This is a genomic window from Streptomyces sp. NPDC034084 (assembly GCF_055575535.1).
Map to the genome: position 1 here is coordinate 260,423 of NZ_JBVISK010000008.1, position 18,458 is coordinate 278,880.

Here is an 18,458-nt window from a genome sequence, read left to right on the forward strand (position 1 = left end):
GGGTGCGGCGCCCCTGTCCGGGGCGCCGCACCATGGCGTCTACAGCTCGTCGAGGTCCAGGGCCCCGGCCATCGCGGTGTATCCCGCGTCGTTCGGGTGGAGGGCGTCGCCCGAGTCGTACGCGGGGAGGATGCGGTCCGGGTCGGACGGGTCGGCGACGGCGCGTTCGAAATCGACGACGGCGTCGTACGCGCCGGAGGTACGGATCCACTGGTTGACGGCATCCCGCTTGGCCTCGTTGACCGGGGAGTCGTAGAAGGAGCCCTTGATCGGGGTGAGGGTGGCGCCCACGACCTTGAGGCCCTTGGCGTGCGCCTCGCGGATCAGGGTGCGGTGGCCGGCGATCAGCTTCTCGACGGAGACCTCGGGGGTGGGGCCGCCGGGGAAGGCCGGACCGCTGCCGCCGATGTCGTTGATGCCTTCCAGGATGACGACGGTCCGCACGCCGGGCTCGGTGAGGACGTCCTTGCGGAAGCGGCTGAGGGCCTTCTCGCCCGCCCAGCTGGTGTCGTTGACGACCTGGTTGCCGCCGATGCCGTGGTTGAGGACGGCGCGGGGCCGGCCGGAGGCGGCGAGGCGCTCGGCGAGCTCGTCGGGGTAGCGGTTGTCGGTGTCGGTGGTGGAGCCGACGCCGTCGGTGATGGAGTCGCCGAAGGCGACGACGCCGTCGCGGCGGGCGGTGTCGCGGCCGCCGGTGACCTCGACGCCGGAGAGGTAGTACCAGGAGGCGCTGGTCTCCTTGAAGGCGGTGCCGGAGAGGTCGGCGCGGTGGTCGCCCTCGGCGCGGTAGCTGGTGGCCGAGGAGAAGGAGTGGAAGGTCGCGGGGCCGGTCGCGTCCGCGAGGTAGAGGGTGACGGTCAGCTGCTCGAAGGCCTCGACGGGCAGGTTCACGGCGTCGCTGAGGAGGGTCTCCCCGGCCGGGATCGTCACGGACGGCCGGTGGCCGAAGCGGAGGGTGCGCACGGAGCCGGGTTCGACGGCGCTTCCGGCGGCGGTACGGGCGACGGTCGCACCGGTGATCCGCAGTGGACCGGTGCCGTAACGGTTCGTCAGCTCGATGCGGGCCCGGGTGCCCGTGGCGGTGACGCGGACGACCTGGCGGACCGTCTGGTGCTCGAAGCCCTGCTGCGACCAGTTGGGCCCGAACGGCGCGGCCGCCGACTGCGGGGACGCGGCCCAGGCGGCGCGCCATGCCGGGCCGTGGTGACCGGCGTCGGCGAGGGCGGTGGGGGCCAGGGCGAGCGCGGCGGTGGTGAGGACGGCGAGTGCGGAGCGGCGGAGGGTGTTCGTGGTTCGCATGTCAGGGTCAATTACGGGCTGGCGCGGGCTATTCCCCTTCGCGCGGGCCGAGTTGACTTGTGAAGAGCAGGCCGGTGAGTGAGCGGAAGTACTCCTCGGGGTCACGGTCGCCGATGGCGTCCCGCACGTTGTGGGTGAGGAGCAGCGTGGCGAAGCCGTGGGCGAGCGACCAGGCGGCGATGCCGGCGGTACGGGCGTCGGGGACGTCCTCCAGGCCTGCGACGCCCGCGCGGAGTTCGGCGGAGGCGCGATCCTTGGCGGCGAGAAGCTCCGGGTCGTCGGCGCGCAGCAGATCCGGCTGGAACATGACCTGGAAGTGGGCCGGGTGGGCGGTGGCGAAGCGGACGTAGTGCACGCCGCGTTCGCGCAGCCCGGGTGAGCTTCCCAGGGCTTCGGCGAGGAGTTCGTAGCCCTCGGTGGCGATGGCCGTGAGCAGTCCGGTGCGGTCCTTGAAGTGGTGGGCGGGGGCGGCGTGCGAGACGCCCGCGCGGCGGGCGAGGTCGCGCAGGCTCAGTGCGCCGGGGCCCTCGGCGGTGATCACGTCGAGGGCGGCGGCGAGGACGGCCTGCCGCAGATCGCCGTGGTGGTAGGTGCTCCGGCTCGTCATGGCAGCAGCCTAGCCGTCATCTAGTCATTGACAAGTTGCGGCGCGGAGGGGAATCTTGTCACTGACAAGATACGGATGAGGGAGGACGCCGTGGACACCGCTCGCGTACGGCAGATGTGGCACCTGCTCGAACCCCTGCACGCGCTGCTCTACTACGCTCCCGAGGCCTTCGAGGAGGCCGCCGCCCTCGGCCACGACACCACGGAGCGCTGGCCCTCCTACTTCGCCTGGCGCGCCGCGCCCCTCGGCGCCGCCGGCCCGGTCCGCGTGGCCTCCGCCTTCTACAGCTTCAGCCCCGCGATGGTCGCGCGCCACGTCCCCGCCGCGTGGGAGACCGCAGCCCCGGCCGAGGTCCTCGCCGCCCGGCTCCGCGCGGTCGACCGCGCCTACCGGTCCGTCCTCGGCGAGGAGGCGGTCGGGGGTCCCGCACTCGCCGAGGCCGCCGCCCTGGCCCGCCGGGCGGCCGGCGCGGCCCGCACCGAGGGCCGGCCGCTCGCCGCCGCCAACGCCGAACTGCCCTGGGCCGATGCCCCGCACCTCGTCCTCTGGCAGGCCGCGACGATCCTGCGGGAGCACCGCGGCGACGGCCACCTCGCCGCACTCCTCGCCGCCGGACTCGACCCGGCCGAGGCCCTCGTCTCGTTCGCGGCGGTCGGCGCCGCGCCGGAACCGGTCTTCGAGAGCCGGGGCTGGAGCGCCGCCGAATGGTCCGCCGCCCGCGCCCGTCTGACCGCCCGCGGCCTGCTCGACGCGGAGGGGGCGGCCACCGCCGCCGGTCGCGCGCTGCGCACCGAGGTGGAACGGCGCACGGACGAGCTTGCCGCCGGCCCGTGGACCGCCCTGGGCCCGGACGGCACCGCCCGCCTTGCCGACCTGCTCGGCGGCCCCTGGCTGACCGTCATCGGCTCCGGACTGCTCCCTGCCGAGAACACCCTCGGCATCGGCAAGGTGTGAGGGCTTCCGGGCGGGACGCGGAAGGGCCCGGGCGTCGCGTGTGCGATGCCAGGGCCCCTCGACCGGTCTGATCAGAAGCGCGTCAGAAGAGCAGTTCTCCGGCGGGGAAGCTTGAACCGACCTTCACGCGCGGGGCGTAGCCGCCGGCCCCGTCACCCTTGTAGAAGTACAGGTCGCCCGCGTCCTCGCGGCCGACCATGTCGGGCTTTCCGTCGCCATTCAGGTCCCCGGGGGCCGCGAGGGTGTCGTAGATCCCCCAACCGGTGCCGATGATCCTGCGCTCTCCGAGAGTCCCGTCCCCGTTCCCTTCCTGGAGCCAGAGGTAGCCGAGCTCGTCGATGGCGACGAGGTCGGTCGTGCTCCGGCCCCCGCCCATGGTGTGGGCGAAGTCCCCCGCGATCACGGACTGATACATGTCCCAGTCACCGCTGGTGTCGACGATCTGGGTCCGCGGGGCGTAGTTGTTCGGGCCCGTCCCCTTGTGGAGCCAGAGCTTGCCCGTGGTGTCACGGGTGATCAGGTCGGCGATGCCGTCGCCGTCGAAGTCGCCCGGTGCGAGGAGCAGGTTCAGGCCGTAGTTCTGGAAGCCGGTGCCGGCCAGGACGCGGGTGGAACCGGAGTACGAGCCGTCGACCGAGCTGACGGGGTAGTGCCACAGGTTGCCGGCCGTGTCGACGGCGACGACGGTCGTCCCCTGACGGGCGACCTGCTCCATTCCCGACCAGCCGTAGCCGACCTTGCACGGCTTGGCCAGAACGGCGCTCTCGCCGCTGGCACGGCCCTCGTAGCGGTACAACCCGCCGGCCGCGTCCCGCCGGTACACGGCGCCGGGAGTGGCACCGTAGGTGCCGCAGTCCTGCCAGGAGGCCGCGGCGCGGACCGGCAGGTGGTCGGAGATCCACTGGTCGTTCGTGGTCTTCGGCTCGTCCGGCACGTCGCCGACCTCGCCGCGGAAGAACGCGGCGCTGAAGAAGGTGTAGTCGAGCTTCTCCACGACCGCCGTGTGCGCCGCGTTGAACTTCGTCCACTCGCCGACACGGCACCGTGTGAGATCCGGCGTGGTGCAGCTGCTGCTCGTGGCGAAGTTGTCGCGGTCGGTCTCGTCGGCTTCGACGAAGCTGCCGTACGCACCGCTGCCGGCGTCGGGCTCGTAGATGGGGTCGAGTACGTCGTGCCAGGGCTTGGCGTTGAAATCGCCGCCGAGGACGACGGGGACGCCCGCCGTCTCCCACTCCTTGGCCTTGTTCGCCAGGTACTTCGCCTCCCGGAGCATCACGTCGTGCCTGGCCGTGCGGTCCTTGTACAACGCGATCTGCTGGGCCGTCGCGTTCGCTCCGGGGGCGTCAGGAGTGTGCGGGGTTCCCCACCACAGGTGTACGGAGCAGGCCCAGGACAGCCTGTTCTGCACCCATGCCTTGATGCAGGGGGCCGTGATGTTCTCGGCTCCGACGGTCTCCACCTTCACCGGATCGACGGTGGCGTGGATCGCGTCCTTCGTGTCCAGTGTGAGATCGGCGCCCTCGACGAAGGAGCCCCGGACGAACACGGCCATGCCGTAGCTGCGGACCGTGTTCCTCGTCGTGTTGGAATCGGAGCAGCTCGACCCGAGGTCGCCGGACGGGACGGTCTCGACGTACCGGCCCGTGTACCCGCGGGGCTTGAGGAGACCGGCCAGGTCGTTGAACTGATACCTGCAGATCTCGACGAGGAAGATGTAGTCGGCGTTCCAGCCGCTGCCCGTCCCCCCCGTCTCCTTCACGATCGTCTCGTAGCGTGCCTGGTTCATGCCGGCAGTGGCCTGGCATCCCGTGGTCGCGCCGCTTCCGCACAGGTTGTACGTGTACGTCTTGATGGGCGGCGCGGTCGACGTGTTCACGGTGTCCGCCACCGCCTGAGGCACCGTCATCATCGTGGCCGCACATATGAAGGCCAATGTGGCCAACAGGGCTCTCAACAGCCCGAATCTACGCATGGGATCTCCCCTGATGGAGTGTCATGGAAGATTCGAACGGTACTCGCATGTGGGTTCGATCGAATGGCAGGGGTGGCCGTCCGGGGTCCTCTCCACCCGACCTAGGATCAAAAGGTGTTCACACGACGGACGTATCGAAAGGCCCTCGCCGCCTCGGCCCTCGCGGTCGCCGCGCTCCTCGCCTCCTGCTCGCCCGGAACCGACGCCCCGGGCGGCGGGGGCACGGGCGGGAAACCCGCCGCGCGCGGCACGGCACTCGCCGCGGTGGACTCCCTCACCGTCAAGGGCCGTGCCCCGAAGACCGGTTACGCACGGGAGAAGTTCGGCCGCGCCTGGGCGGACGTCGACGGCAACGGCTGTGGCACCCGCGACGACATACTCCGGCGCGACCTCACCGGTGTCCGCTTCACGGACGGACACTGCAAGGTCGCCTCCGGGACCCTCACCGACGATCCGTACACCGGCACCACCGTCCGCTACGTCCGGGGACGCTCCAAGGTCGACATCGACCATGTCGTCGCCCTCTCGGACGCCTGGCAGAAGGGGGCGGGGAAGTGGGACGGCGAGACCCGGCGCCGGTTCGCCAACGACCCGCTCAACCTCCTCGCCGTCGACTCCGCGGCCAACCGCCGCAAGTCCGACGGCGACGCCGCGACCTGGCTGCCGCCGAACAAGGCGTACCGCTGCACGTACGTGGCCCGGCAGGTCGCGGTGAAGAAGAAGTACGGGGTGTGGGTGACGGCGGGGGAGCGGGACGCGATGAAGCGGGTCCTCGGCACCTGCCCGCAGCAGCGGCTTCCGTAAGACCGGGCCCCGGCGAAAAAACGTTTGGGCGGCCGGGTGAACGATCTTTAACCTGGCCTCATGGCCCTGAACATCACCACCCTCACCGAACGGCCGGAGCTCGAAGGAGCGATGTGGTCCATGAAGGACCTGTGGCCCGAGTTCATGATGTACGACCCCGTCGGCTGGGCCAACATGGGCCGGATCGTCCGGGAGTTCCCCGAGTACGTGCTCGTCGCCACCGACGCCGGGGGCGCGGTCGTCGCCCGTGGCTTCAGCGTGCCCTTCCGGCTCGACGCCGAGGGCCGCCGCGAGCTGCCCGCCCGGGGCTGGGACGAGGTCCTCAACTGGGCCTTCTCCGACCTGCGGCACGGCCGCGAGGCCGACACCGTGAGCGCGATCGAGATCACCGTCGACCTCGGCCACCTCGGGAAGGGCCTCTCGCACCGGATGCTCGCCGCCATGCGGGAGAACGCCGGGAAGCGGGGCTTCGCCGAGCTGGTCGCCCCGGTCCGCCCCAACGGCAAACACCTGGAGCCCGAAGCCTCCATCCACGAGTACGCCTTCCGCACGCGGGAGGTTGACGGTCTGCCCCACGACCCGTGGCTCCGTGTCCATGTGCGCGCGGGCGGCGTGATCGAGGCGGTGGCCCCCGCCTCGATGACGGTCTCCGGCTCCGTCGAGCAGTGGCGGACGTGGACCGGCCTCCCCTTCACCACGGACGGCCCGGTCGAGGTCGAGGGCGCCCTGGTCCCGGTCCACTGCGAGGCCTCGCGCGGCTACGCGGTGTACGTGGAGCCCAACGTGTGGGTACGTCACCGCATCGCCTGACGGTCCCGCCGGGGGACCCCCGCGGCGATCTTCGTGGCGGGGGATGTACCGTACGGCGTCCCCTGCCGTACGCGCGTGCGTCCTTCGCGTGCGCACACCCGTGAGAGGTCCCCGACGTGAACCAGGCCGTCCTCCTGGAGAAGGGCGCGGAACTCCCGCGCCGAACGGAGCTGCCCGGCCGGTGGCTCCGGGTGGCGCTCGCCGCCGTCCCGCTGCTGAGCCTCGGGGTCTTCGGTCTCGTCCCCTCGCTGACCCTGGCCCTGCGCCGGGGGACGCGCCGCGACTGGCTGGCCGCGCTGCTGTTCACCGCGGTCTCCGTCGGCTGGTGCTTCCAGATCGCCCTGACCCCGGAGGAGACGAGCGGCGTCCCGTACGCCCTCGACGTGCTTCTCCTCGGCACCTCCACGGTGGGGGCGACGGCGCACTGCCTCCTGGTGAGGGACGCACGGGACGAGAGGGCCGCGAGGGGTGCGGGCGTCGCGCATGACGCGCACGTCCCGAGCGACGTGAACAGCGGGAACGGCGTGAGCGACGCGACCGGCGCGACCGGCGCGAATGACTCGACCGGCTCGACCCACGCCGAGGAGGCCGGGCGATGAAGACCCGCCGTGCCTGGCGCGTCACCCAGCGGGAAGCGGCCAAGAAGGAGGCGGCGGAGGCCGGTCTCGACGTCCGGGGCGTGCTCGCCGCGACGTCGGGCGCGCTGCGCGGCCGGGCCGGCTGGGCTTCGGGGGCCGTCCTGGTCCTGGTCCTCGGCTTCCTCGCCGTCTGGCTGTTCGTCGGTGGGGAGGGGAAGGGCACCCCGCCGGACACGCGGGCCCGCGCCTACAAGGACTACGACGCCTGTCTGCTCACCGACGACAAGGGCATCGTGACGGGCGCGCCGGCGGCACCGGTCTGGGAGGGGATGCAGGCCGCGTCCCTGGACAAGCGGATCCGGGTGACGTTCGTGCCGGTGATGGGGGAGCAGTCGGCGGCGAACGCCCGCCCGTTCCTCAACGGTCTGGTGCAGCGGAGTTGCGAGATCATCGTGGCGTCGGGTGCGCCGCAGGTGAAGGCCGCCGAGGAGGCGGCCGAAAAGAACCCGAAGGTCCGTTTCGTGACGGTCGGTGGAGGCGCCGGAGCCGCGCACGGCAACCTGGAGCGGGTGGCGCCCGGGAAGTCCCTGGAGGGTGACATCACGGCGACGGTGAAGCGCCTGGCCGCCGACAACTGACGCGTCGATCCGGAAGGGTTCCTTCAACCCGGTAAAGCCGAGGTAAAAACTGGGCCCCTGCGTGGAACTGGTGATCTGTCATCGGGCAGGCTCGCGAAGCTTTGTAAGCATCGCGTTAGTAAAGGCTGACCCATGCATATACGCCGGGTCCGTAGCCCTCGACCACAGCCACCGGGTCGCACCCACCGGCGAAGGTGGAGGGCTACGGCTCTCTCTGTCATCATTTCCATGTTCCTCATGGTCTCCACCGAATCGGCGGTCGCCGCGGGCGTCACGCTCGGCCCGGTGAAGATGCCCGAGCTGTCTCTCTCGGGCCTCTGGACCTGGCTGAACACGAACCCGCTCGACACCCCTGACCAGCAGGGCGGCACCGCCCGCGGCAAGAGCCACAAGGCCTCCGCGGAGTCCACCAGCAACGAGGGCGACGCCGGCCGCAAGCCGGGCAAGGGCAAGGGTGAACTGCCCGCCTTCGAGCGGGAGACCGACGACCCCGCCGACGTCACCACCGGCAAGGCGCCGGGCGGCAAGAACAGCTTCGACGCCCGCACCAGCAAGCGGAACGCGAAGAAGTCCACCGCGACGTCGGACTTCTTCGTCAACGCCGACGGCTCCACGACCGTCCGCCACTACAGCGGCCGGACGAACTTCAAAGCCGCCGACGGCACCTGGAAGCGGATCGACACGAGCCTGACCGAGGACAAGGACGGCCGTCTGCAGCAGACGGCCAACTCCCTCGACGTCGAGTTCGCGCCGACCGCCGCCGACCAGCAGCTCGCCTCGGTGGACTTCGGCTCCGGCCGGTCCCTGGCGTACGCGCTGCGCGGCGCCGCCAAGACGGAGCCCACCCTCGCGGCCGACGGCTCCCTCACGTACGCCGACGTGCTGCCGGAGACGGACGTTCGGCTCGTGCCGCTGGCCGAGGGCTTCAAGGAGTACGTCGTCCTGCGCTCCCCGCAGGCCGCGAACTCCTGGATCTTCCCCCTCGACGTCAAGGGACTGACGCCTCGGATCGCGGCTGACGGCGACGTCGAATTCACGGACGTTTCGGGAGCGGTGACCGCCACCATCCCGCACGCGTACATGGAGGACTCGAAGGTCGACCCCCGCTCCGGTGACGCCGCACAGTCCCGGGCCGTCACCTACGAGCTGACCGAGGTCGACGGCGAGCCGGCCCTGCGGATGACCGCGGACCGCGCCTGGCTCGACGCTCCCGAGCGGGCCTACCCGATCCGCGTCGACCCCACGGTGACCGCGTCCAACTCGACGTACACGCAGAACACCATCGGTGGCGACCACTCGACCGAGACGATGATCAAGGTCGGCTCGTACGACTCGGGGACCAACAAGGCGAACTCCTTCCTGCAGTTCTCCTCCCTGGGCACGACGCTCGCGGGGCAGCGGGTCACCGCCGCCACCCTGAACGTGTACGCCCTCTGGTCCGCGACCTGTACCGCCGAGTCCTTCTCGGTGCACCCGGTCACCCAGTCCTGGACCCCGTCCGGCGTCACGTCCTACCCGGGACCGACGTACGGCGCGGCCATGGGCACCGCCACCCCGGCGCCGGGAGCCTCCTGCTCCAACAGTTCCGGCTCGACGAGCGTGGGCGTCCGGATGCCGGTCTCCCTCTCGACGACGTGGTTCAACAACGTCGCCGGCGGCGCGGCCAACTACGGCCTCGCGCTCACCGCGCCGACCAACGACGGGCTCCACTGGAAGAAGTTCCACTCGGACAACTCGGCGACCGCCGGCTTCCGCCCGGCCCTCGACCTGACGTACACGCCGAACACGGCGCCGCAGATCAACGCCCAGTACCCGCCGCAGAACTTCCAGGCCAACACCCTCCAGCCGGAGCTGCTCGCCTACGCGAGCGACGCCGACAACGGCCCCAACCCGCTCTCGTACACCTTCGAGGTCTACGACGGCGACGCCACGGGCACCCCCGTCCTGGTCGCCACCTCCGGCGCGATCACCAAGAGCAGCTGGAAGGTGCCCGCGGGCAAGCTGAAGTGGTCGAAGAACTACGACTGGTACGTGGCGGCGAGCGACGGCACCTCCGAGGTCGTGGAGGACAGCCGCTTCACCACGGCCGTGCCGCAGCCGCCGGTCACCTCGGGCCTGTCGATGAACAACGACGGCCACGACTTCGACCCGTCGGACGGCAACTACACGACGGACGACACCGACGCCGACGTGCCGGTCATCGGCCCGTCCCTGGAGATCGAGCGCGCGTACAACAGCCTCGACCCGCGCGTGGACAGCGCCTTCGGCGCCGGCTGGTCGACGATCGTCGACATGAAGGCCGCCGAGGTCAAGGACAGCACCGGCGCCGTCACCAGCGTCATCATCACCTACCCGGGTGGTGAGCAGGTCGCGTTCGGCCGCAACAGCGACGGCACCTTCGTGCCCCCGCTGGGCCGCTACGCCCGCCTGGAGGCGGTCACCACCGCCCCCATCGGCTACAAGCTGACGGACAAGGACTTCACGGCCTATTCCTTCCAGCAGCCGACGGCGAAGACCGGAACCTACGCGCTGACCACGATCAAGGACTTCGCCAACCGCACCGAGACGTTCACGTACGACGCGAACAAGCGGCTGACGAAGATCTCCAACGTCACGTCCAAGCGGAACCTGGGCCTGACCTGGATCCAGCCGAGCCCGACCAGTGCCTGGCACGTCGCCACGGTCTACACCGACCCGTCCACCGCCGGCGACTCCGCCACGACCCAGACGTGGAAGTACGGCTACACCGGCGACCAGCTCAGCAGCGTCTGCCCGCCGGCCGACTGGTCGAAGTGCACCACGTACACGTACGCGACCGGCAACCACTACCGCACCACGGTCCTGGACGCCGACCCGTTCGCCTACTGGCGGCTCGGCGAGACGTCCGGCACGCTCGCGCGTGACGCGATCGACTCGAACCAGGGCCAGTACAACGGCACGTACAAGAACGTGACCCTGGGCGGCACCGGTCCGCTCGTCGGCTCCACCCAGAAGGCCGCCACCTTCAACGGCACCACCTCGTACGTCGAGATGCCGAGCGCCCCCGGCGCGACGCCCTCGTACACGACGGTGTCCCTGTGGTTCAAGACTTCGACCGCGGGCGGCGTCCTCTTCTACTACGGTGACAAGCCGCTCAGCGACTCCAACCCGGTCGCCAACACCCGCTACAACACCCCCGCGGTGTACGTGGGCACGGACGGCAAGCTGCGCGGCTGCCTGGCGATGTCGCCCGGCTGCGGGACGACGATCACGTCGACGCCGACCGTCACCGACGGCAAGTGGCACCAGGCCGTCCTGACCGGTGTCGCCAACGGACAGACGCTGTACCTCGACGGTGCCGCGGTCGGTTCCCTCAGCGGCACCGTCAACGACTGGGTCCAGCCGTACATCTCGCTCGGCGCGGGTGTGAACACCCACGGCTGGCCGGCCATGAACCCGAACGACACGCTCGGGCACTACAACGGGCAGATGGCCGAGGTCGCCATCTACTCCGAGCCGCTCGCGGCCGACGTGATCGCCACGCAGTACAAGGCCGCCACGCAGGCCGCCGGACTGCTGCAGAAGATCACCACGCCGAACCTGAAGACCCAGGCGTCGGTCGTCTACGACACCACCGACGACCGCGTCCTCCAGGCCACCGACGGCAACGGCGGCACGTGGAAGCTGAACCCGCCGACCATCACGGGCTCGTCCCAGGTCTACCGCTCCGCCGTCATGGGCTCCGCCCCGGCCGGCTACTGGCGTCTGGACGACACCCAGGGCGCGGCCCAGGCCGCGAACCAGGTCAACACCGGATTCGGCACCTACAACAGCGTCATCCAGGGCGTCGAAGGCCCCTTCGGCGCGGACGACGTCTCCGCGGCGACCTTCGACGGCACCAGCTCCTTCCTGGAGATCCCGTACGGGCCGCTGCACGCAAAGCCCGACCGCTCGGTCGAGCTGTGGTTCAAGACGGCCGAGCCGGGCGTCATCATGAGCGACCAGAGCGTCGCCCCGAACAACCCCGGCGGCGTCACCGGCAGCTGGAGCGACCTGCTCTATGTCGGCGCCGACAACAAGCTGCACGGCCACTGGTGGAGCAGCAGCTGCAACGGCACGGCCACCATGGGCTCCACGGGCACCGTGACCGACGACAAGTGGCACCACGCCGTCCTGTCGGCCACCGGTACGACGCAGACCCTGTACCTCGACGGCGCCAAGCAGCAGTCCTGCAGCGGCGCCCCGAACGACCAGACGACGTCGCGGACGTTCCTCGGCGCCGGCTTCAGCAAGTGGTACAGCTCGCCCGGTGACGTCTCGTTCTTCACCGGTTCGATCGCCGAGGTCGCGGTCCACGCCAAGGGCCTGACCGAGTCGGACGTCGCCACCCACTGGTCCGCCTACAAGTCGTCCTCCGGCATCGCCCCGGTCAAGACGGTCACGCTGACCGACCCGACCGACAAGACGCTGACGTACGTGTACGACGCGGAGATGGGCAACCGCCTGCTCGCGGCGATCGACACGGTCGGCAACCGGACGACGTACGGCTACGACACCGGCGGCTTCCTGCACACCATCACGGACGCCAACGGCAACCGGTCGATCACCGGCCACGACGTGCGCGGCAACGCGGTCTCCCAGACCACCTGCCAGGACACGGCCGCCAACAAGTGCTCCACCGAGTACTTCACGTTCTACCCGGACTCGACCACCGCGTTCCCGGCGATGGACCTGCGCAACGACCTCATGCTCACCGAGCGCGACGGCCGTTCCTCGGGCCCCACGGACAACGCGTACCTGACGAGCTACTCGTACGACACGGCGGGCAACCTGCTGTCGGTCACGACGCCGCCGGTCGCCGGGTTCCCGAACGGGCGCACCGCGACCACGACGTACACCACCGCCACCACCCCGGCGGCGGAGGGCGGCACGGCCGTGGCTCCGGCGGGGCTCGTCGCCTCGGTGACGACGCCGGGAGGCCGCAAGACCTCGTACACCTACTTCGTCAACGGTGACCTCGCGCAGGTCACGGACGCCAACGGCGCCACCGTGAAGTACACGTACGACAACATCGGCCGGCAGATCAGCAAGACCGAGATCTCGGACGCCAACCCGGCGGGTCTGGTCACCAGCCAGACCTATGACAAGAACGACCAGGTCGTCACCGAGACCACCCCGGTCGTCACCAACAGGGTCACGGGTGCCAAGCACCAGGCGAAGACCACCACGGCCTTCGACCCGGACGGCAACATCCTGTCCCAGACGGTCACCGACCTCACGGGCGGCGACGCCGCGCGCGTCACGACGATGACGTATGACGCCAACAACCAGATGGCGAGCAGGACGGACCCGGGCGGCGACACCACGTCGTTCGAGTACGACGTCTACGGCAACAAGGTGAAGGAGACCGACCCCGCGGGGAACGTCAACACCTACACCTTCGACGGCGAGCAGCGTCCGCTGACGACGAACCTGCTCAACTACACCGGCGACCCGTTCAACCCGTCTCCCGCGACCACCCTGGTCCAGGAGTCCCGGGCGTACGACCCCGCTGGCCGTCTCGCGTCGATCACGGACGCGATGGGCTGGGTCACGGCGTACACCTACACCGACGACGGCCTGTCCGCGACGGTGGTCCGCAAGGACCCCCAGACCGGCAAGCAGTTCACGGAGCAGGCGAACACCTACGACGCCGCCGGCAACCTGATCGAGCAGATCACCAACGACGGTCAGACCCGCTCCACCTTCACGGTGGACGCCGCCGACCGCACGGTCTCCGAGATCCTCGACCCCAACGGGCTCGCGCGGACGACGCAGACCAGCTACGACCCGGACGACAACGTGGTGACGGAGACGGAGCGGGACCCGGCGACGGGCGACGTCTCCACGACCGACACCCGGTACGACGCCCTGGGCAACATCACGGGCTCGGTGGAGCACGACGGCACCACGGCCCCGGTGGCGCGGTACAAGCTGGACGAGACGACGGGCTACGGCCTGGCGGACTCCTCCGGCGGCAACAGCACCGGTACGCACGGCACGGGCATGCACTGGAACACCGACCGGGGCGGCAGCGCCGTCTTCGACGGTGATGCCAACTCGTGGGCCCAGACCACGGGCCCGGTGGTGAACACGGCGGGCAGCTTCACGGTCTCGCTGTGGGCCAAGGTCGACGACCTGACCACCAACCGCACCCTGCTGTCGCAGGACGGCGCCGACGCGTACGGCTTCGCGCTGTACTTCTCCAGCGCGAACGGCTGGACCTTCGGCCGGAACACGTCGGACGTGCAACCGACGCCGACCCTCGTCCGGGCCATGTCGGGCCTCTCGGGGGCCACGGCGGGAGCGTGGACGCACCTCGTCGGCGTGTACGACGCCGCGGCGGCCAAGATCCGTCTGTACGTGAACGGGGCCCTGGCCCAGGAGACGGCGTACACCACGCCGTGGGAGGCGACCGGTCCGCTCCAGCTCGGCCGTCACCAGACGTCCACCGGATACGGCGGGAACCACAAGGGTGGCCTGGACGACGTCCAGGTCTACCAGGAGGCCCTCACCGCGGCCCAGGTCACGGCCGTCAAGGGCGGCACCCTGCCGGCCGCGACCAGCACGGTGCGTGCCACCACCTGGAAGCTGGACCAGCGCGGTCTGCCGACGTCCATGACGGATACGGGCGGCAACGTCACCGACTACGGGTACGACGAGGTCGGACAGCAGACCTCGGTCACCGAGCCGGCCGTCAACGCGGAGCAGAACGGCGGGACTCCGGTCTCCGTCCGCCCCGTGACGATGACCGGCTACAACACCTTCGGTGAGCCGACGGAGATCTCCGACCCGCTCGGCAACGTCGACACGACGGCGTACGACGCCGAGGGCCAGGAGTCCTCGACGACCTCGCCCGACTACCTGGCGCCCGGGGCCACCACCCCGATCAAGGCGACCTCGTACAACGAGTACAACAAGCTCGGCCAGGTGACGGCGGAGGTCGACCCGCTCGGCAACCGCACCACCTACAGCTACACGCAGCTCGGCGACCTGGCCTCGGTCACGGAGCCCGGCGGCGGCACGACCAAGTACACCTACGACACCAACGGCGACCAGCTCTCGGCCACCCGGCCGAACGGCGCCAGGCAGGAGACCACCTACGACTACCTGGGCCGGGAACTGACCAGCACGGACATCGTGCGTCAGCCGACCCAGCGGGCGTACACCGCGATCAACGAGTACAACGCGCCGGGCGGCGAGCTGTCCCGCATGGTCTCGCCGACCGGTGTGAGCGAGTCGTACAAGTACAACGCCGTGGGCGACGTCATCGAGTCCACGGACACCGCGGGCAACGTCTCGAAGTTCACGTACGACATGGACAGCCGGCCGCTGAAGGTCACCGAGGCCGACGGCACCGCCACCCGCAACACGTACGACGGCTTCGGCCAGCTGACCAAGACGGAAGACCTGGACGAGACGGGCGCGGTCCTGCGCACCGGGCGGACGGTGTACGACCGCAACGGCAACATGGTCTCGGCGACCGACCAGCGCGGTCACACGAAGACCTTCACGTACGACCCCACGGGTCTGATCACCAAGGTCGTCGAGCCGGTCTCCGCGACCGAGTCGATCACCACGACCTACGGGTACGACGCGGCGGGCAACCAGACCCGGTTCACCGACGGGCGGGGCAACGCGTTCCTCACGACGTACAACACGTGGGGCATGCCGGAATCGACCGTCGAGCCGTCGACGCCGACGCATCCGAACCTCGCGGACCGGACGTTCACGGCCGTCTACGACCAGGCCGGACGGTTGAAGGAGTCCCGTGCCCCCGGTGGGGTCACGATGTCCTTCGAGTACGACGTGAAGAGCCGTCTCGTGCGCCAGACGGGTACGGGTGCGGAGGCCGCCACGGTCGACCACACGTACACGTACGACGCGGACGACCAGGTCACGGCCGTCGCCGGTGACGGAACGACGGACAACACCTTCACGTACGACGACCGCGGTCAGCTCCTTACGGCGAACGGCCCGTCGGGTTCCTCCTCCTTCGCCTACAACGGCGACGGGGCGGTCACCTCGCGGACCGACGCCTCGGGCACGTCGACCTTCGGCTACGACACCGCCGGCCGTCTGAAGACGGTCAACGACGGTGCCACGGGCACGACGGCGACCTACGCCTACGACGTCAACAACAACGTCACGGCGATCGACTACGGCACGGGCAAGTCGAAGCGCAGCTTCGGCTACGACAAGCTCGAACGCGTGACCAGCGACAAGCTGACCTCGCCGACGGGCAAGACGCTCGCGTCCTTCACCTACGGGTGGGACGAGAACGACAACCTGACGTCGAAGACGACGACGGGTGTCACGGGCGCGTCGACGAACACGTACGCGTACGACTGGGCCGACCGACTGACCTCCTGGAACAACGGGACGACGACGGAGACCTACGGCTACGACGCGTCCGGCAACCGGACCCGTGTGGGCGGCGACACGTACACGTACGACGCCCGCAACCGGCTCACGTCGGACGGTCACAGCGCCTACACGTACACCGCGCGCGGCACTCTGAGCTCGGTGACGGACGATGCCAGCCGGGTCACGACGATGAAGGTCGACGCCTTCAACCGCGTGATCCAGGAGGGCGACCGGACGTACACGTACGACGGCATGGACCGTGTGCTCGCCGCCAAGGACGAGACGGGCTCCGCGCTCTACTCGTTCCAGTACAGCGGTGCCGGCAACGACGTGGCGTCGGACGGCGTGGCGAAGTACAGCCGCGACGCGGACGGCTCTCTCTTCAGCGTGAAGACGGCGGCCTCGTCGGTGCTGGCCATGACGGACCTGCACACCGACGTGGTGGCGCAGTTCACCGACACGGGCGAGGCGCTGACCGGTTCGACGAGCTACTCGCCGTTCGGCAAGGTGCTCCAGACCTCGACGATGGCCGGTTCGCTGGGCTACCAGTCGGGCTGGACGGATCCGGCCACGGCCAAGGTCAACATGGCCGCGCGCTGGTACTCGCCGGAGAACGGCCAGTTCAACAGCCGTGACACGGTCGCGACCAGCGGTCTGCCCGACTCCGTCGGTGCCAACCGCTACGCCTACGCCAACGACAACCCGATGACGGGCATGGACCCGACGGGCCACTGGCCCGGCTGGGCCGACAAGATCGTCAAGAAGGTTAAGAAGAAGGTCAAGAAGGTCGTCAAGACGGCTTACAAGCACGTCAAGAAGGCCGTCAAGAAGGTTGCCAAGGTCGTCAAGAAGGCCGCCAAGGTCGTCAAGCGGGCCGTGAAGAAGGCGGTGAAGCGCGCCAAGCGGGCGGTCCGGAAGGCCGTGCACTATGTCGCCGACAGCGTCAGAAAGGTCAAGAGATACGTCAAGCGCGTCTACAAGCGCGTGAAACGTGTCGTCCACAAGGTCGTCAAGCACGTCAAGAGGGCTGTCAGAAAGGTCGCCAAGGCGGTCAAGAACGTCGCCCACAAGGTGGTCAAGGCAGCCAAGAAGGTGGGCCGGGCCGTCAAGAAGGCGGCGAAGGCGACAGCCAACTTCGTCAAGCAACACGCCTCGACCATCGCCTCGGTCGCCGTCGGCATCGCCGTCTTCGCGGGCTGCACCGCGATCACGGCCGGCGCGGGCGCGATCGGCTGTGCCGCACTCGCGGGCGCGGCGGGCAACGCGGTCGGCTACGCGATGAGCGACGGTCCGAAGACGCTGGGCGGCTTCGCGATGGCGGTCGGCATCGGCGCCGTGACCGGTGCGGCCGGCGGCGTGGGCGGCCGGCTCGCGGCGAGCGCCGCGGGCAAGCTGCTCTCCGGCGCGGCCGGCAGGATCGGCACGAACATCGCCGAGAACGCCGGTGAGGAAGCCCTCGCGGGCGCCGTCGAGTACGGCACCTCCTGTGTGAACAGCGAGGAGGGCTGCTCGGTCGCGGGCGCCGCGAAGGCGGCCACGATCGGCGCGGTCATGGGCGGCGCGTTCGGAGCGAAGGGCAAGGGCAACAGCCCGAAGTCCAAGCCGTCTCCGGATCCGGACGGCGGCTCGGGCCCTGGTTGCCCGATCCGGCGCGGCAGCACCCCGCACAGTTTCACGGCCAAGACGCGCGTGCTGCTGGCGGACGGTTCGACCAAGGAGATCGCCAAGGTCAAGGCCGGGGACAAGGTCCTGACGGCCGAACCCGGCAAGAAGACCCAGGAGATCCACGAGGTCAAGCAGGTCATCGTCACCAAGACCGACCGTGACTACGTCGACGTCACCATCGCGACGGAGGCCGGCCGGAAGACGATCCAGACCACCGAGCACCACCAGTTCTACGAGTCCACCCGCAACTCCTGGACGCAGGCGGGCGACCTCATGGTCGGCCAGAAGCTCCAGGACGGTGAGGGTGCCCCGGCGGCGATCGTCGAGGTCAAGTCGTACACGGCGCAGCGCGTCACTTACGACCTGAGCATCGAGGGCCTGCACACGTACTATGTGCTGGCGGGCGCCACGCCGGTTTTGGTGCACAACGATGGCGGCGAGCCTGTAACCGATGACTTCAACCAGGCGCGTAACAAGGCGCTGAACTGGCTGGACTCTCGCGGATTCAAGGCCGAAAAGGTGAATCTGGGCAAGTTCGGATCGATCAAGGGCAAGCCCGTCGGCATGCAGACCGCAAATGGAAAGGTGGGCTTCCGGATCGAGTTCGATGATCGACACGCGGCTCACATCAACGTGTGGTCCGGCAAAGAAAAGGGTCCGCACTTCCAGTTCAATGCCACCGAGAAGACTGTGACGAAGCTTCAGGCTCTGCACGGCGGCGGCGGATGCGGTTGATGGGAGAAGAG

Annotated in this window: 9 protein-coding genes; 6 read left to right on the plus strand and 3 right to left on the minus strand. The window is 69.6% G+C overall.

The genetic code is table 11. From position 1 onward, the window contains the following. Positions 1 to 39: 39 nt before the first annotated feature. Positions 40 to 1,299, minus strand: a complete 1,260-nt coding sequence (locus tag ACZ51I_RS27930) for an SGNH/GDSL hydrolase family protein (protein WP_468881099.1) — start codon at positions 1,297 to 1,299, stop codon at positions 40 to 42. A gap of 28 nt (positions 1,300 to 1,327) precedes the next feature. Then, the gene (locus ACZ51I_RS27935) at positions 1,328 to 1,906 is read right to left on the minus strand and encodes a TetR/AcrR family transcriptional regulator (protein WP_468881102.1); all 579 of its coding nucleotides are present in this window, start codon (positions 1,904 to 1,906) and stop codon (positions 1,328 to 1,330) included. A 75-nt stretch (positions 1,907 to 1,981) separates the two neighbouring features. Here ACZ51I_RS27935 and ACZ51I_RS27940 point away from each other — a divergent pair, with 75 nt between their 5' ends. Further along, entirely contained in the window at positions 1,982 to 2,860 is an 879-nt protein-coding gene (locus ACZ51I_RS27940; protein WP_468881105.1) for an SCO6745 family protein, read from the plus strand. 82 nt (positions 2,861 to 2,942) lie between these two features. Here the strand turns inward: ACZ51I_RS27940 and ACZ51I_RS27945 are convergent, their stop codons facing one another. After that, positions 2,943 to 4,760 (minus strand): FG-GAP-like repeat-containing protein, encoded by a 1,818-nt coding sequence (locus ACZ51I_RS27945; protein WP_468881107.1) that lies wholly within the window; start codon positions 4,758 to 4,760, stop codon positions 2,943 to 2,945. Positions 4,761 to 4,946: 186 nt separating this feature from the next. On the opposite strand from ACZ51I_RS27945, the gene ACZ51I_RS27950 reads away from it, so the two are divergent. The 5 genes from ACZ51I_RS27950 to ACZ51I_RS27970 all read left to right on the plus strand — a co-directional run bounded on the left by ACZ51I_RS27950 (position 4,947) and on the right by ACZ51I_RS27970 (position 18,447). Next, a complete protein-coding gene (locus ACZ51I_RS27950; RefSeq protein ID WP_468881110.1) occupies positions 4,947 to 5,636 on the plus strand; it encodes an HNH endonuclease family protein in 690 nt (229 codons plus the stop codon). A 60-nt stretch (positions 5,637 to 5,696) separates the two neighbouring features. Beyond that, on the plus strand, positions 5,697 to 6,446 hold the full coding sequence (locus ACZ51I_RS27955) for an N-acetyltransferase (RefSeq protein ID WP_468881113.1): 750 nt from the start codon (positions 5,697 to 5,699) through the stop codon (positions 6,444 to 6,446). A 116-nt stretch (positions 6,447 to 6,562) separates the two neighbouring features. Further along, entirely contained in the window at positions 6,563 to 7,045 is a 483-nt protein-coding gene (locus tag ACZ51I_RS27960; RefSeq protein ID WP_468881116.1) for a hypothetical protein, read from the plus strand. Beyond that, positions 7,042 to 7,662, plus strand: coding sequence for a BMP family ABC transporter substrate-binding protein (locus ACZ51I_RS27965; protein WP_468881118.1), 621 nt, complete (start codon positions 7,042 to 7,044; stop codon positions 7,660 to 7,662). Before ACZ51I_RS27960 ends, ACZ51I_RS27965 begins: the two co-directional genes overlap by 4 nt. A gap of 237 nt (positions 7,663 to 7,899) precedes the next feature. Beyond that, entirely contained in the window at positions 7,900 to 18,447 is a 10,548-nt protein-coding gene (locus tag ACZ51I_RS27970; RefSeq protein ID WP_468881120.1) for a LamG-like jellyroll fold domain-containing protein, read from the plus strand. Positions 18,448 to 18,458: the final 11 nt, after the last annotated feature.

What these genes read in the sequence shown, in the direction of transcription:
- ACZ51I_RS27965 (WP_468881118.1), top strand. Translation starts at nt 7,042, where the DNA reads ATGAAGACCCGCCGTGCCTGGCGCGTCACCCAGCGGGAAGCGGCCAAG.
- ACZ51I_RS27940 (WP_468881105.1), top strand. Translation starts at nt 1,982, where the DNA reads ATGAGGGAGGACGCCGTGGACACCGCTCGCGTACGGCAGATGTGGCAC.
- ACZ51I_RS27955 (WP_468881113.1), top strand. Translation starts at nt 5,697, where the DNA reads ATGGCCCTGAACATCACCACCCTCACCGAACGGCCGGAGCTCGAAGGA.
- ACZ51I_RS27935 (WP_468881102.1), bottom strand. Translation starts at nt 1,906, where the DNA reads ATGACGAGCCGGAGCACCTACCACCACGGCGATCTGCGGCAGGCCGTC.
- ACZ51I_RS27930 (WP_468881099.1), bottom strand. Translation starts at nt 1,299, where the DNA reads ATGCGAACCACGAACACCCTCCGCCGCTCCGCACTCGCCGTCCTCACC.
- ACZ51I_RS27970 (WP_468881120.1), top strand. Translation starts at nt 7,900, where the DNA reads ATGGTCTCCACCGAATCGGCGGTCGCCGCGGGCGTCACGCTCGGCCCG.